This is a genomic window from Kitasatospora purpeofusca (assembly GCF_036010405.1).
In the GTDB taxonomy this organism is placed as follows: Bacteria; Actinomycetota; Actinomycetes; order Streptomycetales; family Streptomycetaceae; genus Kitasatospora; species Kitasatospora purpeofusca.
The window spans coordinates 8,667,583-8,693,995 of sequence record NZ_CP108561.1; the positions used below are offsets into that span (position 1 = coordinate 8,667,583).

Consider the following 26,413-nt stretch of genomic DNA (forward strand, 5'->3'; position numbering starts at 1 on the left):
GTGTTACTTGGTGAGGCCGGCCTTGACGGAGCAGACGGGCCAGGCGCCGGGGCCCTGGGCGGCGAGGACCTTCTCGCCGATGGTGATCTGCTGGGCCTTGGTGGCCTGGTGGGCCTGGGGGGCGTAGGCGGTTCCGCCGAAGGCGGCCCAGGTGGAGCTGGTGAACTGGAGGCCGCCGTAGAAGCCGTTGCCGGAGTTGACGGCCCAGTTGCCGGTGGCCTCGCAGGCGGCGACCTTGTCCCAGACGCCGGCGGGGGCGGCGGAGGCGGCGTTGGCCGTGACGAGGCCGGCCACGGGGAGGGCGGTGAGGGCCCCGGCCATGAGTGCCGTCCGGACGCGGTTGCGGCGCTTGGTGGTGGTGGCGGTGGCGGTCTCGTTACGGAAGGTCATGGGTTTCCTTTCGGAGGGGGATGCGGGCGTGCGGAACCAGGCCCCGGGGAGGGCGGCGGTTTCGAGGGGGTGCACGCTTCGCGCGGTCGGGCACCGTGTCCGCTTGCGGGGCGCTGGGCTCCGGTGGGCGGTTCGTTCGGTGCAACGCATTCGAAGTTACGGGGGTGGGGGTGGGGTTTCAAGGATTCGTAGGTTTAGCGAGGTCAGTGGGGGGTTACCGGGGGTATGGATCTTGATATTGGCCTGTTTTGAAGGCATATGTCCGTATTTTCAAGATCGAATACGGGCCGGAAGTGGTCCGGGCCACTCCGGGGGGCCTGTGAGGCCGGGCACACGGTCGACGCGCGGTGGCGGTCCCGTCGCGCCGGGTGCGGGAATCGGGGTGCCGGGCGGGGTGCGGCGGTGGCGTCGGGTGGCCCGGGCCACAGCCCTCACCCGCCGTGCCCGGCGCCGTCACCCACCGTGTCCGGCATAGCCTCGGGCCATGAGCAACGAGAGCGATGCGGAGCAGGGGTCGGCGGCTGCCGACGGGGCCGAGCAGCCGGGCGCGGCCGTGACGCCGTCCGGGTTCGAGCTGGGCACCGACGGGCCCAAGATGATCGTGGCGGGCCTCGACGGCTCGGATTCCTCCTGGCGGGCGACCGCCTACGCGGCGGGCTTGGCCCGGCGGCAGAACGCGACGCTGGCGATCGCGTACATCCAGCCGGTGCTGGGCGCGGCCACCGCGCTAGCGGGCGCCGCCGTCGAGGAGACCACCCAGGAGATCGCGGAGGAACTGCTCGCCGCCGTCCGCGAGGCCGAGCACCGGCTGCGCGACGTGTGGCGGGTGGAGTGGCGCTTCCTCACCGTGCGCGGCGACCCCTATACGGGTCTGGCCCGGCTGGCCGACGAGCTGCGGGCGGACGCGGTGGTGGTCGGCGCCTCCGAGCAGGCCGGGCACCGGGTGATCGGCTCGGTCGCGGTGCGGCTGGTCAAGGCGGGCCGCTGGCCGGTCACCGTGGTGCCGTAGCCGCCGCGGTCGGGGATCGGGGAAAAGGAGCGAGGGCCGCGGCCCCGGCGGGTGCCGGGGTCGCGGCCCGCGTGCGGTCGGTGCGGGGCGCCGGGCGAACCTCGGGCGCGTGCCGGGCCCTGGTCAGAGAATGGAGAGGCTGTTGCCGCAGATGTTGGTCTGGATGTTGATCGGGATCTGGATCTGGTTGCCGGACAGCACACCCGGGGAGTTCGCCACGATGCCGTTGGCGTAGGCGCCGCCCTCGTTGATGCAGACGGTGCCGCCGCCTCCACCGGGGAGGCCGCCCGGGAGGCCGCTGTGGGCCGGGGCGCTCGGGGTGTGGTGCACGGGGGCGTCGCAGTCGAGCGCGAAGGCGGGGCCGGCGGAGAGGACCGCCAGCGCGGTGCCGAGGCCGGCGGTGATCAGGTACTTCCTGGTGTTGGTCATGGCGAAGGAATAGCCAGTCGACACGCCTATAGCAACATAATCCGACCATAAGGTCACCCGATCGCAGGCGGAACCGCACACCGATGCAGGAGTCCCGCCGCCCGCCCGGCGCACCGGAGGGGCGGTCCGGCCGCCGCTGTGGTGCGGCCCCGCCCGGGATTCCCCCCCGCGCCGGTCCCGGTCGGAGAACCGGGCCGGAACGGGACCCCCGCCCCGTGCACCCGGGACAGCCGCTCCCCGACGCTCTGGGTACGGCCGCCACCGGGGTCGGACCGCTCCGGCGGCGGCCGCCACCACGGCACGAACGGGAGACCCGTATGTACGCACACTGGGGTACCTTCACCAAGAACGACACCCTCGGCGACTGCCTCGGCCTGGCCCAGACCGCGCTGCAGCGCCAGGGCTTCCAGGTCTGGGACCTCGCGGGCGACGGCGACTACCAGGTGATCGGCGGCAACGCGGACGTGATCGCGACCGTCGTCTGCGTCCCGCAGTCCGGGAACATCTGGCTGACCGTCAGCGCCTACTCCACCGACTCGACGCTCGCCGAGCGCACCCGCAACGACGTGCGCTCGTTCATCGTCAACTCGATCCGGATCGACTGACCGGCGCCGGACCGGCGTTGAACAGGCGCCGCCCCGGCACCGGACCGCGCCCGACGGTCCGGCGGCCCCGGTCCGGCGGCCCCGGGGCGGCAGGCCCGGCCCCGGGGCCGCCCGGGCCCGGCGCTAGGCTGCGGGACCATGACGGACACCTCGGTCGATCCGCCCCGGACACCCCGCCGCAGTCCCGCCGGAGCGGCCGAGGCACCGCGCCCGGCCGCCCGGCGGGGGCACCGGCCGGGCACCACCCGGCCGGACGACGGGAGCGCCACCGCCGCCACCCGCCCCGCCGGCACCCGGCCCACCACCGCCCGCCCCGCCGAGGGCGCGACGGGCGCGGCCCGCCAAGTCCCTTCGGTCCCTTCGACCCCGTCGGCCACCGGGCGCCCCGTTTCAGGGGTTGCCGGCGTCGCCGGATCCGCAGGCCCCACCGGGGCCGACCTCCACCTCGACCTGCCCGCCACCGGCAGCCGCCGGTCCGCCCTGATGGACGCCCTGCGCGACGCGATCCGCAGCGGCCGGCTCGCCCCGGGCACCCGACTGCCGCCCTACCGCGCGCTCGCCGCGGACCTCGGCATCGCCCGCAACACCGCCGCCGACGCCTACGCCGAACTGGTCGCCGAGGGCTGGCTCACCGCCCGCCAGGGCTCCGGCACCACCGTCGCCGAACGGGCCGAGCCCGTCCCCCCGACCCGGGCCCGCCGCTCCTCCCGGCCGCCGCGCCCCGTCCACGACCTGCGGCAGGGCCAGCCCGACGCCGCCGCCTTCCCGCGCACCGCCTGGCTCGCCGCCGGGCGCCGGGCGCTCACCGCCGCGCCCAACGAGGCGTTCGGGCCCGGTGATCCGCAGGGCAGGCGCGAACTGCGGGAAGTCCTCGCCGACTACCTCGCCCGGGCCCGGGGCGTCCGCACCGACCCGGACCGGATCGTGGTCTGCTCGGGCTTCGCCCACGCGCTGCGGCTGCTGTTCGACGGCCCGCGCGCGGTCCTCGCGGCCCGGACGGCCGGGTCGCTCGCCGTCGAGGGCTACGGGCTGGCCTTCCACCGAGGGCTGCTGGCCGCCGCCGGTGCCACCACCAGCCCGCTCCCGCTCGACGAGCACGGCGCACGGGTGGGCGGGCTGACGGAGGACCCGGAGATCCGCACGGCGCTGCTGACGCCCGCCCACCAGTTCCCGACCGGCGGACCGCTGCACCCGGGCCGCCGCGCGGCGGTGGTCGACTGGGCGCGCGGCCGCGGCGGACTGGTCCTGGAGGACGACTACGACGGCGAGTTCCGCTACGACCGGCAGCCGGTCGGCGCCCTGCAGGGCCTCGACCCGGAGCGGGTGGTCTACCTGGGCACGGCCAGCAAGAGCCTCAGCCCCGCGCTGCGGCTCGGCTGGATGGTGCTGCCCGACCACCTGGTGGACCGGGTGCTGGCGGCGAAGGGCGAGCGGGAGGCCTGGGCCAGCGCCCTGGACCAGTTGACCCTCGCCGAGTTCATCGACTCCGGCGGTTACGACCGGCACGTCCGGCGGATGCGCCGCCGCTACCGCGACCGCCGGGACCGGCTGGTCGGCGCGCTGGCCGAGCATGCCCCGCACATCGAGGTCACCGGGATCGCGGCCGGGCTGCACGCGGTGCTCCGGCTCGCGCCCGGGACGGAGCGCTCGGTGCTCAAGGCCGCCGCCTACCGGGGGCTGGTCCTGGACGGCCTGGCCGACTACCGGCACCCGCTGCTCGCGGCCGAGGCGATGCCGGCGACGGACGGCCTGGTCGTGGGCTACGCGACCCCGCCGGACCACGCCTACCCGGCGGCGCTGGAGGCGCTCTGCGCCATTCTGCCGCCGCCGCTCTGAGGGTCGGGTGCGGAGGGCCGGGCGCGGAGGGTAGGCGTCCGGCCGCCGGAGAGTGGGCGGAACCGGGGCGTAATGGGGAGGCAATGGCCCGCGGCGTCCGCTCCGCAGTCATATGCCAGTACGGACCGGTGCGGAGGCGGGCCCCGGCGCGGGCACGGCCGCCTACGCTCATTGGTCATGCGCACTTCATTTCTGAGCCGTATCGGCCTGCCCGCGATCCTCGCCCTCCTCTTCGGCCTGCTGCTGTCGGCCACCCCCGCCCACGCGGACACCCCGTTGCTGTCGGTCTCCGTCGACAAGGCCACAGCCACCCCCGGCTCGGACGTCACCCTGACGCTGACCCTGACCAACCCGCACGACACCGCCGCGTACTTCCTCTACGAGTCCGTCCAGCCGACCTACGGCACCACCCTGAACAGCGGCCTGAAGTACGCCTTCTCCTCCTGCGGCGGCAACGTCACCGCCTGCGACACCGGTGCCACCAGCGGCCTGGTCCACCACTCCGTCCCGGTCGCCGCGGGCGCCACCACCACCGTCACGCTGACCTACACCATCGGCACCGACTCGGTCTGCGGCAACGGCGCGCGGATCGACTTCTACACGTACCTCTACTACGAGTACGCCGCCGGTGCGGCCAGTGACTCCGGTATCTTCCAGGTCCCCGGCAACGAGATCACCTGCGCCTGAGCCACTCCCACAGCCGGGCCGACAGGCCGTCGGCCCGCTCCCCGTCAGGTGCCGATCATCCCCCCGTACCGGCATCTGACGGGGCCTTCGGCGTTTCCGCCCGCGGTTCCCGCCGTTCCCGCCTGCCCGTCGTCCCCGCCTGCCCGTCGTTCCCGCCCCGCCCGCGCCCGCTGCCGCCCGCTGTACGCGGGGTCGGCCGACCGGCGTTGTCGGACCCTCGTGGCAGGCTTGGCGCATGGCCGAACTCGTGACCACCGACACCCCCGTGGCCGCGCCCGCCGAGGGCGCGCCACCGATTCCGGGCGACGTCGCGGAGCTGATCCGGGCCCGGGTCGGCGAGCGGCCGGCGGCGCTGGTCGAGCGGTTGTTTCGTTCCTCCCTCGTCCTGGACCGGCTGCCGGACGAGGACTCCTCGGACTCCTCGGACTTCTCGAACCCCTCGGACCACGCCGGCGCGGTCGGCCTCCCCGGTGCGGACGCGGTGCCGGTCGGGCGGCTCGGCGGACTGCCCGCGCTGCCGGCGGGCACGGCCTGGCCCGAGGCCGGCGGCCGCCCGATGCAGCTGCTCGCCCAGCTCGACTGCGCCGCCCTCGCCACGGCCTTCCGGTCCACCCGGCCGGGCGCCGAGAGCTGGCCGCTGCCCGCCGAGGGCCTGCTGCTCTTCTTCCACGACGAATGGCTCTCCGACTTCACCGGCCGGGGCTGCCGGGTGCTGCACGTCCCCGCCGGTGCCCCGCCCCGGCCGGCCCCGGCCGTCGAGCAGGGGACCCCCGCCGTCCCCGCCGTTCCGGTCCGGGCCGCCTGGGCGCTCTCCGCGCCGTCCTACCAGGACCAGGAGCTGGAGCGGCTGTTCCCGGACGACTTCCTGGTCGCCTTCGACCTCGCCCAGGACGTCGCCGAGCGGCTGCCCCGGCCCGAGGTCCGGCTGCTGGGCTGGTGCGACACGGACACCGGCCGGCCCGAGGGCCACCGCCCGCTGCTCCAGATCGGGAGCGGCGCGCTGGCCGTCGACTGGGGCGAGTGCGTCAACGTCTCCTTCTGGATCTCCGAGGAGGACTTCGCGGTCGGCCGCCTCGACCGGGTCCGGCACGGCTTCGAGGTCGCCTGACCCCGGCCGTCCGGCAGGCGGGGGCCCGAGGGCGGAGCCTAGGGTGGAGGAAGGCCCGGGTGAGCGGTCGGCCGCGAGCGGTCGGACGCCGGTCCGGGCGCGGCCGGAGCGTGCGGCGGAGCGGTGGGACGAACGTGGCCCCGAAAACAGACGCGGACCCCGAGCGCCCGGACCCCGAGCGCCTCGACGCCGCACGACCGGAACACCCCGGGGCCCCGGGGCCCGCAGCCCCGTCCGACGCCCCGGCCCCGTTCGACGCCCCGGCCCCGCCGCGGCCCGCGGTCCCCGGAGCGGCGAAGGAGGGCGCCCCCGTCGCCGAGCTGGTGCGCTCGATGCGGGCCCACCCCGCCCGGCTGCCGGAACTGCTCGCCGTCTTCGCCGTCCGCCACCGGGGCCCCCGGGCCGCGCGCCGGGTCGCGGCACTCCGCGCGGCCCACCCCGAGGCCACGACCGGCGACCTGGCGGCGCGGGCCGTCGACCACGCCCGGCTGGTCATCCAGAGCGAGGGCGCCTTCGTCGGCGGGCCGTTCCTCTGGCTCATCCCGTTCGCCTTCTGCACCGCCCTGCTGGCCCAGGCCCAGCTGCTGCTGGAACTCGCCGCCCTCGCCGGGAAGGACCCCGCCGACCGGGCCCGCGCCCCCGAACTGCTCGTCCTCCAGGGCGCCCACCCCGATCTCGCCGCCGCCGAGCGGGCGCTCGCGGAGGGTCCGGAGCCCGACGCCTCCCGTCCCCCCGGCCGCCTCAGAGGGTTCTGGGAGCTGGTCCGGCGGATGGCCCGACTGCTCGGCATCACCAGCGAGGACACCGTCCCGCCGCCGTCCCGCTGGCGGTCGGCGGGGGAGTGGTCCCTGCTGGCGCTGGTCCTCCTGATGGGTACCGTCGCCCCGCTGGTCTGGCTCCCCTACATGGCGCTCTCCTACACCTGGGCCACCGACCGGCTGGCGGTCCGGGGGGTCGCCCACTACTTCGGCGGCGACCCGTTCGGCTGGCCCGGACTGCACCGGGCCCACGCGGACCCGGGCGTGGTGGCCGCGACGGGCCGGGCCCTGGCCGCGCTGCTCGTCCCGGTCGCGGCGGTGGGCGGGCTGCTGCTGGCCGACATCCGGCTCGCCGACAGCCGCTGGCCGGTGCTGGCCCTGGTCCTGATCGTCCTGTCCGTCACGGTGGGCACGCTGTGGTGGGTCGCGCACCGGCGCAATCTGCGGGCGGCCAGGCGCGCGGCCCGGTCGCAGCACGGGCCCGGGGGGTGACCGGGGCCGGGGCTCGCGGGGCGCCCGCAGCGGGCCGGCCGGCACCCGGATTCGTACTGTGTTCGAGCCTCGAACACATGTTTGCCATGCTTGCGCCCCACCGGCCGGGGTGCGGACCTTCACGCTGCTCCGTTCGGGTGGAGTGAATCGTTCCTACGTCTGGATGATTCGCATGCGCAGAAACGTGACGGCCCACCGGCGCAGGGGTGACGGATTCAAACCTTCCGATCGGAGAGATTCACCCAATCGGGGGGCACTCGGTTCTCGTACGGGATGGGCCGTGCGGTGGTGATCTAGGGTTCCGGTGGATCGCCCGAGCGGGCGCACCGCATCGCGAAGAACAGTCAACACCCGCACCGATACGCGTATCTGATGAACCGTCGATACCTGGCCCCCGGCTGCCGCCGGTCGCGCGACGGGTCGGCGTGACTGATCACACGAAATGGAGAACCCTGCCGATGACCGTGGAGACGGCCCCGGAGACACCGCAGGTGGCGCAGTCGAGCCTGACGACGGCCGCTGCCCGCAATCTCGCCACCACCACCAAGTCCGCGCCGCAGATGCAGGAGATCACCTCCCGCTGGCTGCTCAAGGTGCTGCCCTGGGTGCAGGCCGCCGGTGGCGCCTACCGGGTCAACCGCCGACTGACCTACACCGTCGGTGACGGCCGGGTCGAGTTCATCAAGACCGGTTCCCAGGTCCGGGTCATCCCGCAGGAGCTGGGTGAGCTGGCGCTGCTGCGCGGGTTCGAGGACGACGAGGTGCTGACCGCGCTGGCCGACCGCTGCGAGCAGCGCGACTTCGGTCCGGGCGAGGTGCTGGCCGAGCGCGGTGAGGCGGCGGACCGCATCTACCTGATCGCGCACGGCAAGATCAACCAGATCGGCACCGGCAAGTACGGTGACGAGACGGTGGTCGGTGTGCTCGGTGACGGCGACCGGTTCGGCGAGCAGTCCGTGCTCGACCAGGACGCCGTCTGGGAGTTCACCGCCAGGACGGTCACCGCGGGTACCGTGCTGTCGCTTCCCCGCCGCGACTTCGAGCAGATCCGGGACAACTCCCCGGCGCTCCAGGAGCACCTCACCGCCTTCCTGGCCCTGCCGCTCCAGCGCCAGAACGAGCGCGGCGAGGCCGAGATCGCCATGTCGGCCGGCCACCACGGCGAGTACCAGCTGCCGGGCGCCTTCGTGGACTACGAGTTGAAGCCGCGCGAGTACGAGCTGAGCGTCGCGCAGACGATCCTCAAGGTGCACACCCGGGTCGCCGACCTCTACAACCAGCCGATGAACCAGATCGAGCACCAGCTCCGGCTGACCATCGAGGCGCTGCGCGAGCGCCAGGAGCACGAGCTGGTCAACAACCCGGAGTTCGGCCTCCTCAACAACGCCGACTTCGCCCAGCGGATCCAGACCCACTCCGGCCCGCCCACCCCGGACGACCTGGACGAGCTGCTCAGCCGCCGCCGGGACCCGGACTACCTGCTCGCCCACCCGCGGGCGATCGCCGCGATCGGCCGCGAGCTGAACGCCCGCGGGATCTACCCGCACCACGTCGACCTCGGCGGACAGCAGGTGCCGGCCTGGCGCGGTGTGCCGATCCTGCCCTGCAACAAGATCCCGATCAGCAAGGAGAACACCAGCTCCATCCTGGTGATCCGGACCGGCGAGGACAACCAGGGCGTCATCGGTCTGCACCAGACCGGCCTCCCGGACGAGTACCAGCCGGGCCTCTCGGTCCGCTTCATGGGCATCGACGAGAAGGCGATCATCTCCTACCTGGTCAGCGCCTACTACTCGGCCGCGATCCTGGTGCCGGACGCCGTCGGTGTCCTGGAGAACGTCGAGATCGCGCACGGCCGCCACTGAGCCGCACGCCGCGCCGTGGGGCCCGCGCCGCCCGGCCGGGTCGCACGGCCGCGCCGCATGCCCGGGTCGCCCGCCCGCGCCGGATGCCCCGGAGCGGCCGTAACCGGCCCTCTGCATGATCGTTTCACCTGATGCCGGACGGCCCGCCCACTGCGGCGGGCCGTCCGGTGTCGGCCCCCCTTCCGGCCCGGGCCGGCCCTCCTGACGACACGAGAGGTGCATGGAGCCCATGCCGCAGCACCAGCCGCCCCGGCGGATACCGATGGACGGGGCACCGTGACCGCGGACCGGGCGTCGGTGGACGGCGCCCCCCGCAGCCGCGCCGTCCTACCCGGAACCGGCCTCGCCAAGGGCGTCGACCTGCGGCCGCGGAGGGTCCGACTCGTCGGAGCGGCCGCCGGTGTGGTCGCGCTCTGCGCGCTGCTGACGGGCTCGGCCACCGCCCGCTCCTCGGCGGAGCGGCACGGCGGGCACCCGCACGGCCCGGTCGTCGACACCTGCGTCCACACCGGTACGGGCGTGTCGGTCGGGGTGGGCCGGGACGGCGTGGACACCGAGGTGGACGTGGACGTCGAGGTGGGCGTGGACGTCGACCTCTCCGGAATCCTGCACCACCCGAAGCCGTGGCCCACCAAGCCCTGGCCGCCGAGGCCGACGCACCACCACCCGTGCCCCTCGCCGACACCGACGCCGACACTCACTCCGACGCCGTCGCGGACGACCCAGACGCCGACTCCGACGCCCACCCCGAGCCCCACCGTGACGCCGACGCCCACGCCGAAGCCGACCGTCACCCCCACCCCCACCCAGGTGCCGACCCCGCCGCCGGCTCCGGCCCCGGTGCCGCCCTCCCCGACGCCGCAGCCCACCCCGCCGCCCGCGTCGCCCCGGCCACCCGCGCCCTCCCCGACGCCGCCACCGCCGAAGCCCTCGCCACGACCGGCGAGCCCGCGGCCGTCCACGGCGCCGGCGGTCCCGCCCCCGGTGCCGCCCGCCCCCGCGCCTCCGGCCCCGGTCCCGACGCCGACCCCGGCGTCACCGAAGCCCAGCCCGGTCCGCCCGGCCCCGACGCTGCGGCCGGTTCCGAAGGCCCAGCCCGTTCCGGCGCCACCCGTGCACCACGGCAGTTCGCCGACCCGGACGATGCTGGTGATCACCGTGCCCGCCGTACTCGCCGTGGCGGCGCTGCGCCCGCGCGGCGGCGGAGGAGGCGGACGGGGGCGTGCCGGTGGTCGTGCCGGAGCCGGTGGTTCCGCCGGTTCCAGCGGCTCCGGTGGTTCGAGCGGCTCCTGACGCCGCACCGCTCCCTGTTCCCTTCCTTCTGCCTGCGTCCTTGCCCGCCCGACCGGTGGGCGTTCCTGTTCCCCGTGTGCCGGGCCCGGTACGGCCCGACCCACCTGTCCGACTGATTCCGATCGACTCCTGTCGATCCCCGACCGAGAAAGGAATCCCGATGTCCGAATGGTTGGCGCTGGCCATCGCCATGCTGGCGGCCTGTGCCGTGGTGGTGGCGGTGGTGCTGCTGAGGCACCGCCGCGCCGGTGCGGACGAGGACACCGACGAGACACCCGACGTCATCGAGTACATGACGATGATGATCGGCGTGGTCTACGCCATCGTGCTCGGCCTGGCCATCGCCGGAGTCTGGGAGACCCGCGGCGCGGCGCAGGACGACGTCTTCCGCGAGGCGCAGGCACTGCACGAGGTGAGCGCCCGTGCGCAGGTCTACCCGGTGGAGTACCGCGACAAGATCCGGGCCGACGTCGACGCCTACGTCTCCTACGTGGTCGACGTGGAGTGGACGTACATGCGCGAGAACGGCGAGATCTCCGACCGGGGCACCGAGCTGCTGGACAAGCTGCGCACCGATGTGGCGACCCGCCCCCCGGCCTCCGACCTGGAGGCGCAGGCGTACCAGCCGATGCTGGACCGGATCAGCGTCGTCGACGACGCCCGCAACGCGCGCGGCCAGAACGCCGGCCCGAGCATGCCCGGCGTGGTCTGGTTCGGCCTGATCGTCGGCGCCGTGGTGACGGTGGGCATGGTGTTCTTCCTCCAGATCCGGCGCTCCCCGCGCGAGTTGATCCTGGCCGGTGCGTTCAGTGCGCTGATCGCCTTCCTGCTGTTCCTGATCTGGGACTTCGACGACCCGTTCGGCCGGAGCGTCTCGGTCACCACCCAGACGTTCACCGATCTGTTCCCCACCCTGGGTGGCGGTAGCGACTGAGCGCACCGCGCGGGATCCTCCTGCGGGCCGACCCCCACGATCCGGGCCTTCGATAATCTGATCGGGCCGTTGGGGGTCGGCCCCGGCGTGCGCGCCGAGAGGAATCGCGAGCAGTGGCGTACCAGCAGCCCGGTCAGGGTGAACAGTTCCCGACGACCCAGCGTCCCGGACGGGCCTGGTGGTGGCTGCCGGCCGAGGAACGGCGCGAACGCAAGCGCCGGCAGCAGGAGTGGAAGGCCTACCTGCGCAGGCACGGCGAGCGGAAGAAGGACGACGACCTCGACAACTGCCTGCCTTCCGGCTGTGGCAACGGCGGCGGTGGCAACGGCGGTTGCGGTGGCGGCAACGGAGGCTGCGGCGGGGGAGGAGGCGGGTGCGACGGGCCCTGCCTGCTCGCGCTGCTCCCGATGGCCCTGGCCGCCGGACTCCGGTTCGCCCTCACCGCCGGTCGGGGAGGCGCCGCCGGGACCCGTACGGCGGACCGGGCCGCGCCCGCGCCGCAGGGCCTGGTGGCCGGGGTGCTCTACGGCGCGGTGCGCCACTACCGCACCGAGATCAGCCCGAAGCGTCCCGCCTGCTGCCTGTACACGCCGAGCTGCTCCACCTACGCCGTGCAGGCCCTGCACCGGCACGGCGCGGTGCGCGGCGCCCGTCTCACGGCGGGCCGGCTGCTGCGCTGCCGCCCCTCGGCCGCCCGGCGGAGGAACGGCGTCGACCCGGTGCCGGAGCGCTGAACCGCCCAGGTGCGCCGCTTCGGACGGGGCGCACCGAGTCGCACGCGGGGCCCGACCGGATCGTCCCGGTCGGGCCCCGCTGTCCGACCGGGCGTCAGTGCAGGCTGCTGTTCATCGCGTTGAGCATCGTCCCGGCGGCGTCGTCGTTCTCCAGCGAGAAGGCGAACATCCCGGCCAGCCCCTTGCTCCTGGCGTACGCGCCGCGGGCCTGGACGGCCTGCGGGGTGTCACCGGTCCAGAAGTTGGTGCCGTCGTACACCCAGGAGGACTCCGTCACCGGGTCCCAGTGGGTGTTGGCGGCGGTGGGGTTGAGCTCCTTCCAGGCGGCCAGGCCGGCCTCCGCGCTCAGCGGCTTGGCCGGGGTCGGACCGGTCGCGCTCTGGTACAGGCCGAAGTTGGAGCCGGCCGGCACACCGGTCCAGCCGCGCCAGTAGAACGGCACACCCAGCACCAGCTTGGCGGCCGGGAACCCGCCCGCGATGCCGTACTCCGGCAGGCCGGTGGTGTACGCGGTGAGCGTGGTGTCGATGTTGTACTTCCGGTTGCCCGGGGTGATCGGCGTGGTCGGGTCGGCCGGGCTGTCGTGCAGCGGGTCCTGGTGGTTGGTCGGACCCTTGGCGTCCCACGAGCCGTGCATGTCGTAGGTCATGATGTCGGCGTAGTCGAGGTACGCGCCGATCTTGTCGGTCTCCAGCTGGGCGATCTTGTCCTGCCCGCTGGGCAGTGCGGCCGTCAGCAGGAAGCGCTTGCCCTGGGCGTTGCCGAGGGTGTCCAGCTGGGTGCGGAACTCCTTCAGCAGCAGGGTGAAGTTCTGCTTGTCGGCGGGCGAGGTGTGGTTGCCGGTGTGGCCGCCGGTCGAACCCGGGTACTCCCAGTCGAGGTCGACGCCGTCGAAGAGCCCGGCCGCCGTGGCCGTGCCGCCCGCCGGGTCCCCGGCGACGTTCGCCGGCAGGTTCCCCTTGAGGAACATGTCCAGGCAGGAGGACACGAACTTCTTCCGGGAGGCGTCGGAGGCCGCCGCGTCCGAGAAGTACTTGGAGTAGGTCCAGCCGCCGATCGAGATGGTGAACCTCAGGTTCGGGTACTTGGCCTTGAGCTGGCGCAGCTGGTTGAAGTTGCCCTTGAGCGGCTGCTCCCAGGTGTCGGCGCTGCCGTCCACGCTGGTCGCGCCGTTGTAGTCGGCCTGGTAGTCGGCGTACGCGTCACCGGCGCCGTCACCGGCGTTGGGGTTGTTCTCGTTCGCCGAGTCCGAGGCCTTGACCGCCTGGAAGCAGGTGAGGTTGGTCGGGTGGATGTTGGCGAACGCGTAGTTGACGACGTCCAGCTTGCCGGCGGCGCCGCTGGTGTCGACGTTCTTCGCGTGGTACGCGTTCTCGTAGACGCCCCACTGGTCGAAGTAGGCCGAGCGGAACGGGCTGGTGGCGGGCGCCGCGGTGGTGGTGGTGCTCACCCGGGCCGACTGGGCGGAGGCGTGGCTGCCGGAGTAGGCCTGGACGGTGAAGGCGTAGCCGCGGGTGGGCAGCAGCGAGCTGACGGCCACCGAGGTGCCCATCGAGGTGGCCACCAACTGGTCGCCCGCGTAGACCTTGTAGGCGACCGGGGCGTCACCTGCGGTCGCGGTGGACGGCTGCCACTGGAGCACCACGGCGTTGTGGGTGACCTTGGTGACGGTGACGCCGGCCGGCGTGGTGACCTTGCCGTCCCCGGCGGGGCCGGTGGCCGTCGAGGTGGCGGTGGGCGTCGCGGTCCCGGTCGCGGTGGGGCTGCCGGTGGCCGTCGGGCTGTTCGTCGCCGTCGGGCTGGTGGTCACGGTGGGGCTGGTGGTGGGGCTGCCGGTCGCGGTCGGGCTGGCCGTCGGACTGCTGGTCGCCGTCGGGCTGTTCGTCGCCGTCGGGCTGGCGGTGCCGGTCGGTCCGGCCGGGCCGGTCAGGCTCAGGTCGTCGGCCTGGTAGGCGCCGGTGCCGTACCAGCCGTGGGTGAAGACCGTCACCGAGGTGGTGCTCGCACCCGTGGTGAAGGTGCTGCTCAGCTGCGTCCAGCCGCCCGTGCCGGGCGTCCAGCTCTGGGAGTTGACGCCGGTCCCGGTCGCGCCGAGGTAGACGTAGTTGCCCCGGACCCAGCCGGCCAGGGTGTAGGTGGTGTTCGGCAGGACGGCGACCGTCTGCCGGCACTCGGCGGTGTCGGAGGCCGAGACGGCGCCGTTGAGCGCGTAACCGCCGCCGTGGACCGGGGTGGTGACCGCGGATCCGTTGGCACAGGTCCAGCCGGCCAGGGTGCCGGTCTCCAGGTCCGCGTTGGTCAGCAGGTTGACGGCGGCGGCCGAGGCGGTGTCGAGCGTGAGCGCGAGGGCGGCGCCACCGGTGCTGAGGGTGGCGGCCAGGGCGAGTGCGAGCGCTCGTCGGCGCGGTGCGACGGCCCGGCGCTCGGCAGGGCGCGCGGACATGACACGGTCGTGCATGCGGTTGTCCTCCGGAGGAGTGGGGTTTCCGGCGGTGCGACGGCCCGGGTGGGCCAAGGGGAGCCGGGCCGGGCGCTGTGGGGGCGCGCGGCCGGGTGAAGACGGAGCGGCAGTACGGACGTACGGGTGTACGGCGTGCGGAAGCCTCGACGCGGACCGGCCGGGGCCGGTGCATCACGACATCACAGATTGGACTGGACCAATATTCGCCGTCAAGGGTGCCCGGCGGGTGAATCGCGGACGGGTCGGGCACCCGGTGGGCCGGCCGGAGGACCGGTACGGTGGCCTCCCGAGAAATCCCCGCGTCGAACGGAGAACGGCCATGGACAGCCGCGCCTGGGACGAGCGCTACGCCGCCAGCGAGCTGGTCTGGGGCACCGGGCCCAACGGCTGGGTGGTCCGTGAGCTGGCCGGACTCGTACCCGGACGGGCCCTGGACCTGGCCGCCGGGGAGGGCCGCAACAGCATCTGGCTCGCCGGTCTCGGCTGGGAGGTCACCGGCCTCGACTTCTCCACCGTCGCCCTCGGCCGCGCCGAACGGCTCACCGCCTCGCTGCCCGACGAGGTCGCCGACCGGCTGACCTGGCGGCACGGCGACGCCCGGGGTTTTGAGGCCCCGCCGGAGGGCTACGACCTGGTCGTGGTCGCCTACCTCCAGATCCCGGCCGAGGACCGCCGGGCGGCACTGCGGCGCGCCGCGGCGGCGCTCGCGCCCGGCGGCACCCTGCTGGTGGTCGGGCACGACTCCAGCAACCTGACCGAGGGGGTCGGCGGCCCGCAGGACCCGGCCGTGCTCTACACCCCCGAGGACGTGCTCGCCGACCTGGTCGGCGCCGGTCTGCGGACGGTCCGGGCCGAGCGGGTCCTCCGCCCGGTCGCCGCCGAGAGCGGCCATCGGGACCGGGGTGGGGACCAGGACGGGGACCGGGACCGGGAGCGGGGCGGGCCGGAGGGCGGCGGCGCGGTGGCGGTGGACGCCCTGGTCCGGCTGGAGCGGCCGGCCTGACCCCCGGCGGCCCGGCGGCCCGGATCGCCCGGCCCGGGTGCGGTGCGGTGTCACCCGCATCCGCGGCGGTCGCACGGGGTATGCAGGTGTCCCGGGACGAAGGCGTCCCGCAGCGCCAAAAAGATCTACAGTGCTGTAGATTCAAGGTGCGAGTGCGATCAACGAGGAGGGCGCGATGAGCGTTTCGCTGGCGAAGGGGCAGAAGCTCAGCCTGGAGAAGCCGGGCGGAGGCCGCCTGGGCGTGGTACGGATGGGCCTCGGCTGGCGGGCGGCGCAGCGCAAGGGCTTCCTGGCCAAGCTGTTCGCCTCCCAGGAGATCGACCTGGACGCCTCGGCGGTGCTGTTCTCCGGGGGCAAGCCGGTCGACGTGGTCTTCTTCCAGCACCTCACCAGCAACGACGGCTCGGTGCGGCACAGCGGTGACAACCTGACCGGCGGCGCCGGGGACGCGACCGACGACGAGACCATCACCGTCGACCTCACCGCCGTACCGGCCGAGGTGGACCAGATCCTCTTCACCGTGAACTCCTTCACCGGCCAGACCTTCCAGGAGGTCGAGAACGCCTTCTGTCGGCTGGTCGACACCCAGACCGGCACCGAACTGGCCCGGTACACACTCACCGGCGGCGGCGCCTACACCGCGCAGATCATGGCCAAGATGCAGCGCACCCAGGCCGGTTGGCAGATGACCGCGATCGGGCAGCCGGCCGGCGGCCGCACCTTCCAGGACCTCATGCCGGAGCTGGTCAAGTACCTCTGAACCACCTCTGCGGTACGCCCGCACGGCCCGCCCGGGTGTCCCGGACGGGCCGGTCCGGGTGCCCGCGCCCCCAGGCCGACGGCGGGCGGGCCCGGTCGGGTGGAGTTCCGCGATAACCCTGCGGGGCTCTCGGCGGGTCCGCTAACACTGGCCGCATGGACGACGACGCTGCGCAGCTGCCGGAGCACCTGACGATCCGGGTCACCCACACGGACGACCCGGTCGCGGCGGTGGCCGGTCTGGAGGCCTGGGCATCCCGCGAGAAGTACCCGAACCTGATGATGATGCCGCCGGTCTTCGGCAGCCTGGAGCGCACCGGCTCGGGCGCCTGGCGGATCGTCGAGTTCCACGCCACCACCCCGCAGGCCGCCCGGGACGACCTGGGGCACGCGTTCCGGGCCTGGGCGCTCGCCGAACCCGGTTCGGACCAGGCCGCCGACCGGGACCTCGACGAGGAGCAGCGCGCCTCCTACAGCGCGGCCTACGAACGGCTGGAGTGGGAACCGCTCGACGAGATCTCCGCCGGCGGGCGTGACTACCGGATCTTCCGTGCCGAGCAGGTGCTGCGCTCGGGCCCGGACGGCATCGAGCCGCCTCGGCCGACCGACCCGGACCCGGCCGCCGTCGGCGAGGGTCACCGGCTGCCGCCCCGGACGACCGGGTTCGTGATCGACCCGGCGGCGGGTGTCACCCTGGTCGACGGGATCCTGCGGCTGGACATGATGTCCCTGGTGCCGACCGGCCGTTCCATCCCGGACGACGTCCGGGAACAGGCCCGGCTCTCCTCCCACCTCTACCCGAATGTGCTGGTACTGCCCGTGCACTGCGCGGTCGCGGAGTACCGGGACGGCGGCTGGGGCCCGATGACCGGCGCCTGCGAGACCCCGCAGCACGCCCGCGACACCCTGGCCGCCTACCTCCGGGAGTTCGCCCCCCGGCTGGACCCGCACCTCGGCGAGGAGGAACTCGCCCGCTACGCGGAGGCCGCCGACCGCCTGGACGCCGAGCGCGCCGACGAACTCCGCGCCGCGGACCGCCACTTCCGACTGGTCCGGGTCGAGCCCGTGGTCCGCCTCGGCCCCGACGGCCCGGAACTGCCCCGCAGTTCGGACTGGGACCCGGAACTCCCGCTGCGCGTCCAGGAACAGCGCGACCGCGAGGCGGGCATCTTCTACGCCGAGAACGAGGACGAGAACGACGGCGAGGACACCGCCGAAGAGCCCGGGAACCCGGTCTGACGAACGCCCGCACCCACCCCGCCGCCGAGGCCGCCGCGCCGAACGGCGATCATTTACGGATCGTCAGTCATCGTTGCGGGCAGGGAGAACGGCCATCGCCACCGTCGTGCAGGACATCGTGATCGAAGCCGGCGCCGACGAGGTGTGGGACGCGGTTCGGGACGTGGGCGCGGTGCACGAGCGTCTCGTTCCCGGTTATGTCCTCGACGTCCGGATGGACGGCGACACCCGGTATCTGACGGTGCCGGGCGGCGCGGTCGTGCGGGAGCTGATCGTGAGCGTCGACGACGGTCTGCGCCGGCTCGCCTACTCGGCTGTCGAGGGGTTCCGGATCCCGCTGACCCACCACCACGCCTCCTTCCAGGTGTTCCCCGAGGAGGCCGGGCGCTGCCGGCTGGTGTGGACCACCGATGTGCTGCCGCACGAGATGATCGACCAGGTCCGGCCGCGCGTCGCCCGGGGGGCCCAGGTGATGAAGGAGACGCTGGAGCGGCGGGCCGGGAGCTGACCGCAGGGCGCCGCGGTCCGGGTGGGTGCTGTCAGCCCCCGATCAGCGAGAAGCCGATGACCACGCCCGCGGTGACACTGATCCTGCCCGGCGTCAGGTCGCCGTCGCCGTCGCCACCCGCGCCGCCGCCGCGGTGACTGCGGTAGCTGTTCTGCAGCTGCTCGGAGTCCACGTCCTTGATGTGGACGACCGGACCGAGTCGGACCTGCGCGGCCTCCGCGTACAGCTGCGCCTTCTCCCGCGCGGCGGCCACCGCGGCCGTGCGGGCCTGCGCGCGCAGCTCCTTCTTCGCATTCACGTCGAACTCGACTCCGTCGACCTGGTTCGCCCCGGCCTCGACGACATCGACGAGCACAGGCTCCAGCAGGTCGAGCTCGCGCAGCTCGATCACGAACGAGGCGGTGCACTCGTAACCGAGGAACTTGCGCTCACTGCCGTAGTCCCACGAGGACTTCAGATCCAGTCGTGAGGTCGAGACCGCGGTGTCGGGGATCCCGTGACCGCGCAGGACGTCCCGGATCCGGTTGACCCCGCCCCGGGTGGCCTCGAACGCCTCACCCGGCTTCGGCCGCGTCTCCGCGATCGCCACCCGGAGCCGGGCCACGTCCGGCGCCGCGTCCACGCTCGCCGCGCCGAACACGGACGCGCCCCAAGGGGCGTCTATCGAATGCTTGTCAAACATACGGCTCATCCAATCAGCACGATGACTTGACGATTCAGGTGTTCGCACGCGGGCCGAGGGCCCGGCGGTCGCGCCGGGCCCTCGTGTATCGCTTCCGTGCCACCGTGCCCCGCATCCCGGGCCGTTGACCGGGGGACGAAGGAGCGCGGCTCAAGTACTAGTGGGCCGAAGGGGACGGCGCGGCGGACGGGGAGGTGGTGGCGCTCGGAGCGCTCGGGGTGGTGCTCGCGGACGGGGTGTCCGACGGAGTGGGGGTGGGCGTGGGGCAACCCGGGGCGCCCGGGGTGGCCGTCGCGCTCGGGGTGGTCGACGGTGTGCCGGACGGCGTCGCGGTGGGGCTCGCGGTCGCGGTCGGGGTGCCGGTCGGGGTGGGGCAGGCCGTCGGGGTGCCCGTGGGCGACGCCGTCGGCGTGGCGGTGGGCGTCGTGGTGGGGGTGCTCGTCGGCGTCGCGGTCGCGCTGGGGCTCGGGCTGCCCGACGGCGTGGTGGTGGGTGCGGTGGTGGGCGTGCCGCTCGGGGTGCCGCTCGGCTCGGCGGACGGCGAGGCGGACGCGGAGGGCGAGGGGGTGCCGGAGGGCGTGGCGCTCGGCGAGGGCTCGCCCGACGGCGTGGTGGTGGGGGTGGTGCTCGGGGTGCCCGGGGCGGTCGGCGCGGTGCTCTGGCTCGGCGTCGGCGACGTGCCGGGCGTCGTGGCCGGCGTCGTGGCCGGGTTCGGCACGACCGGGGCCGGCGGAGCGGTCGGCACGAGCGGCGCCACCGGAACGACCGGGAGCAGCGGCGTCAGCGGGCTCGGGGTGCCCGGGCGGTTCGGGGTGGTGACCGGGCTGCCGGTGCCGAAGTGGGCCATCCAGTTCCGGACCGTGCGCAGGTACTCGGCGGAGTGGTTGTAGCCGAGGATCGCCCGGTCCAGCTGGGCCGGGTCGTTCAGGTCGCGGCCGCCCGCGCACAGGTAGCGGCCGGCCGCCTCGGCGGCGTCGTAGATGTTGTTCGGGTCGGCCTTGCCGTCCGCGTTGGCGTCCACGCCCCAGGAGGCCCAGGTGGAGGGGATGAACTGCATCGGCCCGACGGCGCGGTCCCACTGGGCGTCGCCGTCGAAGCGGCCGCCGTCGGTGTCGCCGATCGCGGCGAAGCCGGCGCCGTTCAGCGCCGGGCCGAGGATCGGACGGAACGTCGTCCCGGCGGCGTCGACCGCGCCGCGGCCGGCCTGGCCGGACTCGACCTCGCCGATCGCGGCGAGCAGCTGCCAGGGCAGGTGGCAGCCGGGGGAGCGGAGGATCAGCGCGGCCTCGGCCTTGCGGTAGGCGGCGAACACCGTCTCCGGCAGGGCCGGACCGGAGCGCAGCGGATCGGCGAAGGGCGAGGTGAGCGGCGCGAGCGGCGGCTGGGCGAGCGGCAGGGTGCCGCCGCCGTCGACCGGCGCGGTGCCGAGGGTGCCCGGGAGCGGGGTGGCACCGGTGCCGAACGGCGCGCCGATGCCGTCGGCGCCGAGGCCCGGGAATGTCGCGGCGCTGCCGCCGGGCTGCTCCGGGACGGGCTCGGCCGCGGCGGCCGGGGCGAGCCGGAGGCCGGTCACCTGGGAGCCGGTCAGCGCGGCGAGGGCGGTGAAGACCGCCAGCATGCCGGTGAGCCGCTTGCCGAGCCGCAGCCGGCGTCCGGTCGTCCGACCGGTCCGCGGCTCCGCCCCCGCGGGCCCGCCGTCTCCTTGTGCGGCCGCGCCGTTCCTGGTCACCATGCCCTGCCCCTCCCCGTCACCGTCCGGTCCCCTGGGAACGGACCGGCTGTCACCATCGTGCCTTCCGGTGCATGACAGATCTCATGACCCGAATGATTAGTATCACGACGATCTGACAGGCCCTTGGTGGCCTGGGGCGATACCGGGCGCCACCGTTCGGTGAACGGACGGTGGAGCAGTTCGACCGGACACGGTCAGGGACGGCCGGGGCGACCCGGGCGGGGCCGCGTTTCAGAGGTCGAGCAGCATCCCGTCCTCGGCCACGGCCGCGCCGGCCGCCGCCAGTGCCGGGGCGAGGGCGACGGCCTCCGGCGAACCCGGGTGGGCCAGCGGGTTGGTGTTGTTGAGGTGGGTGTAGAGGTAGCGCGGGCCGGGGCGGCCGGCCAGGTGGGGGAGCGAGTCGGCGACCGCCAGGTGTCCCATGCCGCGCGAGCCGCGGGCGCCGCCGGTGCGCTCGCCGAGCTCGTCGTCCGTCGCGAAGGTGCCGTCCAGGATCACCACGTCCGCGTCGGCCACCGCCCGGTCGACGGCGGGCGTCCAGGCGGCCAGACCGGGGGCGTACACGGCGTTGGCGCGGCCGCCGGCCTCGGTGAAGCGGTAGCCGATCACCCAGTCCGTGCGCCCGCCGGGCGGTTCCTCGGACCGGTCGCCCGTCGGCAGGCCGGCCAGGTCGGCGGCGTACCGGGGGCGCTTGCCGCCGAGGGCCAGCGGTTCGGCCACCAGCCCCCCGGCGAGTTCGACCGGCTCCCCGGGGACGACGGTGTGCCAGCGCGCCTTGGTGTACGGGGCGAGCAGCGGGCCGACCGGGAACCCCTCGTGCAGCGCGGCCCGGACCGGAGCGGTCGCGTGCACCGTCAGCCCGGCGGCCTCGCGCAGGGTCACCAGGCCCAGGGTGTGGTCGAGTTCGCCGCTGGTCAGCAGGACGCCGCGGAGCGGGGTGTCCCGGGTGCCGGGCGGGGGCGCCAGCTCGGGGGTCGCGAGCAGCTGGGACCGCAGGTCGGGGGAGGCGTTGACCAGGTACCAGGCGGCGCCGTCGGCGCTGACCGCGAGGCAGTCCTGGCTGCGGGCGGCGCCGGTGCGGCGGGCGGTGGCGCAGCCCGCGCAGCCGCAGTTCCACTGGGGCAGGCCGCCACCGGCGGCGGTGCCGAGGATCCGGATCTTCAGTGCGTGCTCCGAGGGACGGGTCCCGGGCCGGGGGCGCTCAGGCCGGGCCCGGCACGGACGGGTCGGGCGACCGGGCGGGGACGGCCGGGACAGCCGGGACAGCCGGGAGAGCCGGGAGGGTCTGGACGATCTGGACGGTCGGGACCGGCAGCACCGGCGGCGCCGGGGGGACGGGCGCGGTGAACCGGCGCGGCCGGGGGGACGGACCGGCCTCCAGGTCGGGCGCGTGCACCAGGTGGTGCTGCGGGGAGAGTCGGCACGCGGGGTCGGTGGCGCCCGCGTCGCCGGTGAACTGGAAGGCCTGGCAGCGGCAGCCGCCGAAGTCCTGCTCGCGCAGGTCGCAGCTGCGGCACGGTTCGGGCATCCAGTCGGTGCCGCGGTAGCGGTTGAACGCGGGCGAGTCGTGCCAGCTCGCGGCCAGACCGTCGGTCACGGCGTTCGGCACCGGCAGCCCGGGCAGCTGGGCGGCGGCCAGGCAGGGCAGCACAGCGCCGTCGGGCGAGACCACCAACTGCTCGTTCCCCCAGCCGTTCATGCAGGGCTTGGCGGTGCCGCTGTGGTGGTCGGCGACGACATGGGTGATCTCGATCCGGTCGCCGTGCCGCGCGCGGGCGGCGGCGACGTCCTGTTCGGCCTGCCGGACCTGCTCGTCGCTCGGCGCGAGGTGGGCCCGGTTGACCCAGGCCCAGCCGTAGAACTGGGTGTGCGCGAGCTCCACCCGGTCGGCGCCGAGCGCGACGGCCAGGTCGGCGATCTCGCCGAGGCGCTCGACATTGGCGCGGTGCAGCACGGCGTTGACGGTGAGCGGCAGTCCGGCGCCGGTGAGCAGGACGGCCGAGGCGAGCTTGCGCTCGTGCCCGGTGGGACCCTTGAGCCGGGTCAGCCCGGCGATGCTGTCGGCCTGCCGGGGGTCGGCGTCCTGGACGGACAGCTGAACGTGGTCCAGCCCGGCCGCGGCGAGTTCGGCGGCGCGGTCACCGTCCAGCGGCAGACCGCTGGTGATCAGGTTGGTGTAGAGGCCGAGCTCCCGGGCGTGCGCGACGATGGTGACCAGATCGCGGCGGAGCAGCGGCTCGCCGCCGGTGAGGTGGACCTGGAGCACACCGAGCCCGCGCGCCTGGTCGAGCACCCGCAGCCACTGCCCGGTGTCCAGTTCCTCCCGTTGCCGGACGAGTTCGACCGGGTTGGCGCAGTAGTGGCACTGCAGGGGGCAGCGGTGGGTGAGTTCGGCGACCAGGCCGAGCGGGGCGGGGGCGCGCTTGCCGGCCGCGGCCCCGGGCAGTCCGGCGGCCGGGTACGGGTCGGCCGGGCCGCCGGTGCCGTCGAGGGCGAGCAGCCGCCGATCGGCGAGGTCGGCCAGCAGGGCGAGCACCTGGCCGGCGTCCACGCCCTCGTACTCCTCGGCGAGCCGGGCGGTGACCTCGGCGGCGTCGCGCCGTCCGTCGCAGTGCCGCAGCACGGCGGCGGCGGTCCCGTTGAGCAGCAGCACGCCCTCCGGGTAGAGCAGGGCGTCCTGCCGGCGGACCGGGTCGTGGACCAGCCGCACCCCGCGCCGCAGCCCGGGGGCCGCGGCGGCGGGTGCGGCGTTCACCGGCCGGCCCCGGCGGGCACGGGGGTTCCGGCGGTCCCGGTGGCCTTGGTGGCCTTGGTGGCATTGGCGGCGGCCCCGGCGGTGGCGGCGGTCTCCGGGCCGTAGTCGACCGCGTCGAGCATCGCCCGCAGCACCTCGCACTTGAAGGCGAGCGCCGACACCGCGGCCTGCTGCTGCTCGGCCGTCACGCAGTGGTCCAGCACCACGTCGAGCGTCCGGGCGCTGTCCCGGCGGGCGTCGGGGATCCGGTGCTCGAAGTAGGCGTAGCCGGCCGGGTCGATCCAGTCGTAGTGCTTCTGCCAGGCGATCACCCGCTCGGCCATGTGGTCGGGCGAGAACATCTCGGTCAGCGCGGCCGCTACGCCCTCGGTCCACGGCCGGGTCTGACAGAAGTGCAGGTAACCGTCGACGGCGAAGCGCACACCGCGCGCCACGTGCCGCTCGTCCAGGACCTCGGCGCGGTCCAGGCCGACGGCCTCGGCGAGCACCAGCCAGTCGGCCAGCCCGCCCTCGCCCTCCTGCGGCCCGTCCTGCTGGCCGAGCCGCCGGGTCCACTCCCGACGGACCTCCGGGAGCGGGCAGTTGGCGATGATCGCGGCGTTCTTCCGGGTCAGGCACAGCTGGTAGTACCAGCGGTTGGCGACCCAGCGCCGCAACTCCGGTGGCGTGCAGCCACCGGAGTGCAGGCGCAGATGGAACGGGTGGGTGTCCCAGTACCGTCCCCGCAGGCCGTGGAGCCTGGCCGCGAACTCCTCGCGGGTCGACGCGATGGTGGAAGCCTGGGTCACCGAGTGGTCCGCGCGGCGTACGCGGTGACCTCCGCGCCGGTGCGGTGGCACTGCACCGACGGGGCGGACCAGGCGGGCTTGGCGGCGGCCGCCGGAGCGGCCGGCGCGACGGTGGCGGTGGTGGCGGTCAGCTGGGGCGTGAGCGTGGACTTCATGGGAGTTGCCCTCCTCGGTGAAGTGGGGTGGGGGTCGGGGTCCGGCGGCCCCTGGAGCAGGACGCTACGAGCCGCCGGGTCCGCCCGCCGGTCCGGACCGTGCGATCGTGTGACATTCGCGATCGAACGGGTGACGCGACGGACTCCGCACCCGGGCGGGGCCCGGGACGGAAACCGGTGTCGAGTGTGCCGGTCCGGCAGTGCCGTGTCGAGTGGGCGTCACGGGGTGTGTCGGGATTCGGCGGGGCGTTCGGAAAGCTGTGGCGGGACCGGACGGACCGGCTCAGGCGGACCGGCCGAAGGCCACCAGGTGGCCGTCCTTGGTGCCGACGAACACCCGCCCGCCGTCCGTCGCCGGGACGGAGAACCTGGTCACCGTGCCGAGCGCGAAGCTGCGCCGCAGCTTGAGCGAGCCGTTGACCGGAAGCGCGTCGTAGACCCGCAGTTCGCCGTTCTGGCCGCCCGGCCCGGTGCCCGAGTAGACCGACCACACCAGGGCCGAGCCGGCCGCCGTCCCGTTGGAGGTGACGACGGGGGAGCCGGAGGCGTAGCCGAAGCCCTCGGGGCTGGTCGCGGCACTGGTGAGCTGGGGGTTCCCGGCGCTGTTCACCGAGTACTTGAGGGCGCGCAGCGAGCCGTAGTTCTCGACCAGGTAGACGTAGCCGCCGTCACCGCCCCAGACGCCGGCGTGGCCCCAGACGCCCTTGAACGGGCCGGTGGTGCCGACCACGCCGTCGGTGCCGTTGGGGCCCTGGCCCATGCCGCCGAGCTTGTCCCGGTCGAGCAGGAAGATCCGGCCGTCCTTGCCGACCTGCACCATGAGGTGCGGGTGCGCGGCGTTGCCGAAACCGGACGGCAGGGCGACCGGACCGCCGGAGCCGAGGTCCACGTCGCCGTGGTCCATCTCGCGGTTGTTGGTGGGGCTGAAGAAGTCCCGCGGGGCGAGGCTGCCGTCGCTGTTGACGCCCAGCCGGACGACGGACTCGGCGAAGTGGCCACCGGGCTTGTCGCCCGGGCCCTTGAGCGGCGAGGAGCCCTCACCGGCGCCGTTGCCGGTCGCGATGAAGATCCGCCCGGAGCCGTCCGAGACCAGGCCGCCGCCGCTCATCCAGACACCCGCGTTCTGCGAGGCGGAGCCGGACTCGGTGGACCAGAGGGTGAGTTTGCGGGTGCTGGTGTTGACGCCCGCGACCGTGCCGACGTACGTGCCGAGGCCGCAGTCCGAGGCGAAGCCGAAGTAGACCGCGCCGTCGAGCAGCAGCAGTCCGGCCCGCTGGGCGGAGGTGCTGGTGTTGAACTGCACCCCGGGGCTGTTCACCGGCGAGCCCGAGACGGTGACCGGCCAGCCGCTGCGGGAGGCGCCCGTGGTGGCGTCCAGCGCGTGCACCGAGAAGTGAGCGCCGCCCTCGCTGGACTTGCTCACCAGGTAGACGGTCTTGGTCGTCTTGTCGTAGACCGGGGTCGAGATGATGCCGGTACCCGGGGAGAGGCAGGCGCTGGAGGACGCCACCGGGGTGCCGAGCGCGCGCTGCCAGACGATCTTCCCGTCCGCCGCGTTGACGCCGTAGACGTGGTTGGTCGCTGTCGCGACGATCACGGTCGAACCGGCCACCAGCGGTTGGGCGTACACCGCGCCGTCGACGGCGGTCGACCAGCGGCGTCCGAAGTCGGAGCCGGACACCTGGGCGGGCGCGAGGCCGGGTTCGTTGGCGTCCCAGGCGGTGCGCATGGTGTTGACCGAGACGGTCGGGCTGTCGGCCCGGGCGGGGGCCGCGCCGCCGAGCGCGCCGGCGGCGAGGGCCGGGGCGAGCAGCGCGAAGCCGGAGAGCAGGGCCGCCCCGGTGCGCCTCCGCCGGGGGCCCGCCGGCGGCGCCGCGGGCCCCGGTGGCGGGGAGGTCGGGCCCCGGAACGTCGAGCCCCGGGATGCCGGACCGTTGGATATCGGCTCCGGGTGCGGTCCGGCGGCCTGCGGTCCGGTGGAGTGGGCGGGTGGGTGCGATCGGCTCATGCGATCCGCCTTGGCTGTCGGGGGGAGTACGGCTGCGGCGCCGTCGCGTCATTCTGCGAACGCCCGCGCCGCACCCGCATCCGCCCGAACCCCGGAGCCCGCCCCGTTCACGCCCCGGGGGGAACGCACTGCGCCGGGCGGCGGCGCCCCGGGCGGGACCCGGCGCCGGCTCCCCGGTGCCTG

The 26,413-nt window shown here is 74.5% G+C and carries 24 protein-coding genes; 14 read left to right on the forward strand and 10 right to left on the reverse strand.

Annotated elements, in window-relative coordinates; translation table 11 throughout:
• Positions 1-3: 3 nt before the first annotated feature.
• Positions 4-390: a transglycosylase family protein gene (locus tag OG715_RS37715; RefSeq protein WP_323182199.1), complete on the reverse strand. Its 387-nt coding sequence runs from the start codon at positions 388-390 to the stop codon at positions 4-6.
• 595 nt (positions 391-985) lie between these two features.
• On the opposite strand from OG715_RS37715, the gene OG715_RS37720 reads away from it, so the two are divergent.
• Positions 986-1,399: a universal stress protein gene (locus OG715_RS37720; RefSeq protein ID WP_045943418.1), complete on the forward strand. Its 414-nt coding sequence runs from the start codon at positions 986-988 to the stop codon at positions 1,397-1,399.
• 123 nt (positions 1,400-1,522) lie between these two features.
• On the opposite strand, the gene OG715_RS37725 is transcribed toward OG715_RS37720, so the two are convergent.
• A complete protein-coding gene (locus OG715_RS37725; RefSeq protein ID WP_266272748.1) occupies positions 1,523-1,828 on the reverse strand; it encodes a chaplin in 306 nt (101 codons plus the stop codon).
• 317 nt (positions 1,829-2,145) lie between these two features.
• On the opposite strand from OG715_RS37725, the gene OG715_RS37730 reads away from it, so the two are divergent.
• The 9 genes from OG715_RS37730 (at position 2,146) to yidD (ending at position 12,140) form a co-directional block, all read left to right on the forward strand.
• Complete coding sequence (locus tag OG715_RS37730) at positions 2,146-2,433, forward strand: hypothetical protein (RefSeq protein WP_266272747.1); 288 nt, start codon at positions 2,146-2,148, stop codon at positions 2,431-2,433.
• A gap of 138 nt (positions 2,434-2,571) precedes the next feature.
• Positions 2,572-4,269: a MocR-like pyridoxine biosynthesis transcription factor PdxR gene (gene pdxR / locus OG715_RS37735; RefSeq protein WP_266272746.1), complete on the forward strand. Its 1,698-nt coding sequence runs from the start codon at positions 2,572-2,574 to the stop codon at positions 4,267-4,269.
• Between the two features lie 177 nt (positions 4,270-4,446).
• The gene (locus OG715_RS37740) at positions 4,447-4,956 is read left to right on the forward strand and encodes a hypothetical protein (protein WP_266272745.1); all 510 of its coding nucleotides are present in this window, start codon (positions 4,447-4,449) and stop codon (positions 4,954-4,956) included.
• Positions 4,957-5,191: 235 nt separating this feature from the next.
• The gene (locus tag OG715_RS37745; protein ID WP_266272744.1) at positions 5,192-6,064 is read left to right on the forward strand and encodes a YwqG family protein; all 873 of its coding nucleotides are present in this window, start codon (positions 5,192-5,194) and stop codon (positions 6,062-6,064) included.
• 134 nt (positions 6,065-6,198) lie between these two features.
• Entirely contained in the window at positions 6,199-7,314 is a 1,116-nt protein-coding gene (locus tag OG715_RS37750; protein ID WP_266272743.1) for a hypothetical protein, read from the forward strand.
• A gap of 458 nt (positions 7,315-7,772) precedes the next feature.
• Complete coding sequence (locus OG715_RS37755) at positions 7,773-9,179, forward strand: family 2B encapsulin nanocompartment shell protein (protein ID WP_266272742.1); 1,407 nt, start codon at positions 7,773-7,775, stop codon at positions 9,177-9,179.
• Positions 9,180-9,455: 276 nt separating this feature from the next.
• Positions 9,456-10,472 (forward strand): hypothetical protein, encoded by a 1,017-nt coding sequence (locus tag OG715_RS37760; protein ID WP_266272741.1) that lies wholly within the window; start codon positions 9,456-9,458, stop codon positions 10,470-10,472.
• 160 nt (positions 10,473-10,632) lie between these two features.
• The gene (locus OG715_RS37765; protein WP_266272740.1) at positions 10,633-11,406 is read left to right on the forward strand and encodes a bestrophin-like domain; all 774 of its coding nucleotides are present in this window, start codon (positions 10,633-10,635) and stop codon (positions 11,404-11,406) included.
• Positions 11,407-11,519: 113 nt separating this feature from the next.
• Positions 11,520-12,140, forward strand: a complete 621-nt coding sequence (gene yidD / locus OG715_RS37770) for a membrane protein insertion efficiency factor YidD (protein ID WP_323182198.1) — start codon at positions 11,520-11,522, stop codon at positions 12,138-12,140.
• Between the two features lie 94 nt (positions 12,141-12,234).
• On the opposite strand, the gene OG715_RS37775 is transcribed toward yidD, so the two are convergent.
• Positions 12,235-14,598 carry a glycosyl hydrolase family 18 protein gene (locus tag OG715_RS37775; protein WP_266272739.1) on the reverse strand — a complete coding sequence of 788 codons (2,364 nt, stop codon included), beginning with the start codon at positions 14,596-14,598 and terminating at the stop codon, positions 12,235-12,237.
• Between the two features lie 322 nt (positions 14,599-14,920).
• On the opposite strand from OG715_RS37775, the gene OG715_RS37780 reads away from it, so the two are divergent.
• From OG715_RS37780 to OG715_RS37795, 4 genes are all read left to right on the forward strand, one after another.
• A complete protein-coding gene (locus OG715_RS37780; RefSeq protein WP_266272738.1) occupies positions 14,921-15,604 on the forward strand; it encodes a class I SAM-dependent methyltransferase in 684 nt (227 codons plus the stop codon).
• Positions 15,605-15,779: 175 nt separating this feature from the next.
• A complete protein-coding gene (locus OG715_RS37785) occupies positions 15,780-16,364 on the forward strand; it encodes a TerD family protein (RefSeq protein WP_266272737.1) in 585 nt (194 codons plus the stop codon).
• A gap of 155 nt (positions 16,365-16,519) precedes the next feature.
• The gene (locus OG715_RS37790; protein ID WP_266272736.1) at positions 16,520-17,602 is read left to right on the forward strand and encodes a DUF5954 family protein; all 1,083 of its coding nucleotides are present in this window, start codon (positions 16,520-16,522) and stop codon (positions 17,600-17,602) included.
• Between the two features lie 106 nt (positions 17,603-17,708).
• Positions 17,709-18,110: an SRPBCC family protein gene (locus tag OG715_RS37795; protein ID WP_266272735.1), complete on the forward strand. Its 402-nt coding sequence runs from the start codon at positions 17,709-17,711 to the stop codon at positions 18,108-18,110.
• 31 nt (positions 18,111-18,141) lie between these two features.
• Here OG715_RS37795 and OG715_RS37800 read toward each other — a convergent pair whose 3' ends face one another.
• The 7 genes from OG715_RS37800 to OG715_RS37830 form a co-directional block, all read right to left on the reverse strand.
• Positions 18,142-18,792, reverse strand: a complete 651-nt coding sequence (locus OG715_RS37800; RefSeq protein WP_266272734.1) for an SIMPL domain-containing protein — start codon at positions 18,790-18,792, stop codon at positions 18,142-18,144.
• A 157-nt stretch (positions 18,793-18,949) separates the two neighbouring features.
• Positions 18,950-20,524: a lytic transglycosylase domain-containing protein gene (locus OG715_RS37805; RefSeq protein WP_266272733.1), complete on the reverse strand. Its 1,575-nt coding sequence runs from the start codon at positions 20,522-20,524 to the stop codon at positions 18,950-18,952.
• A gap of 231 nt (positions 20,525-20,755) precedes the next feature.
• A complete protein-coding gene (gene pqqB / locus OG715_RS37810) occupies positions 20,756-21,790 on the reverse strand; it encodes a pyrroloquinoline quinone biosynthesis protein PqqB (protein WP_327064238.1) in 1,035 nt (344 codons plus the stop codon).
• Positions 21,726-23,279 (reverse strand): pyrroloquinoline quinone biosynthesis protein PqqE, encoded by a 1,554-nt coding sequence (pqqE, locus tag OG715_RS37815; protein WP_266272732.1) that lies wholly within the window; start codon positions 23,277-23,279, stop codon positions 21,726-21,728. Before pqqE ends, pqqB begins: the two co-directional genes overlap by 65 nt.
• The gene (gene pqqC / locus OG715_RS37820) at positions 23,276-24,067 is read right to left on the reverse strand and encodes a pyrroloquinoline-quinone synthase PqqC (protein WP_266272731.1); all 792 of its coding nucleotides are present in this window, start codon (positions 24,065-24,067) and stop codon (positions 23,276-23,278) included. Before pqqC ends, pqqE begins: the two co-directional genes overlap by 4 nt.
• Positions 24,064-24,222 (reverse strand): pyrroloquinoline quinone precursor peptide PqqA, encoded by a 159-nt coding sequence (gene pqqA, locus OG715_RS37825; RefSeq protein WP_266272730.1) that lies wholly within the window; start codon positions 24,220-24,222, stop codon positions 24,064-24,066. Before pqqA ends, pqqC begins: the two co-directional genes overlap by 4 nt.
• 283 nt (positions 24,223-24,505) lie before the next feature.
• Positions 24,506-26,230, reverse strand: a complete 1,725-nt coding sequence (locus tag OG715_RS37830; RefSeq protein WP_266272729.1) for an outer membrane protein assembly factor BamB family protein — start codon at positions 26,228-26,230, stop codon at positions 24,506-24,508.
• Between the last annotated feature and the right edge of the window lie 183 nt (positions 26,231-26,413).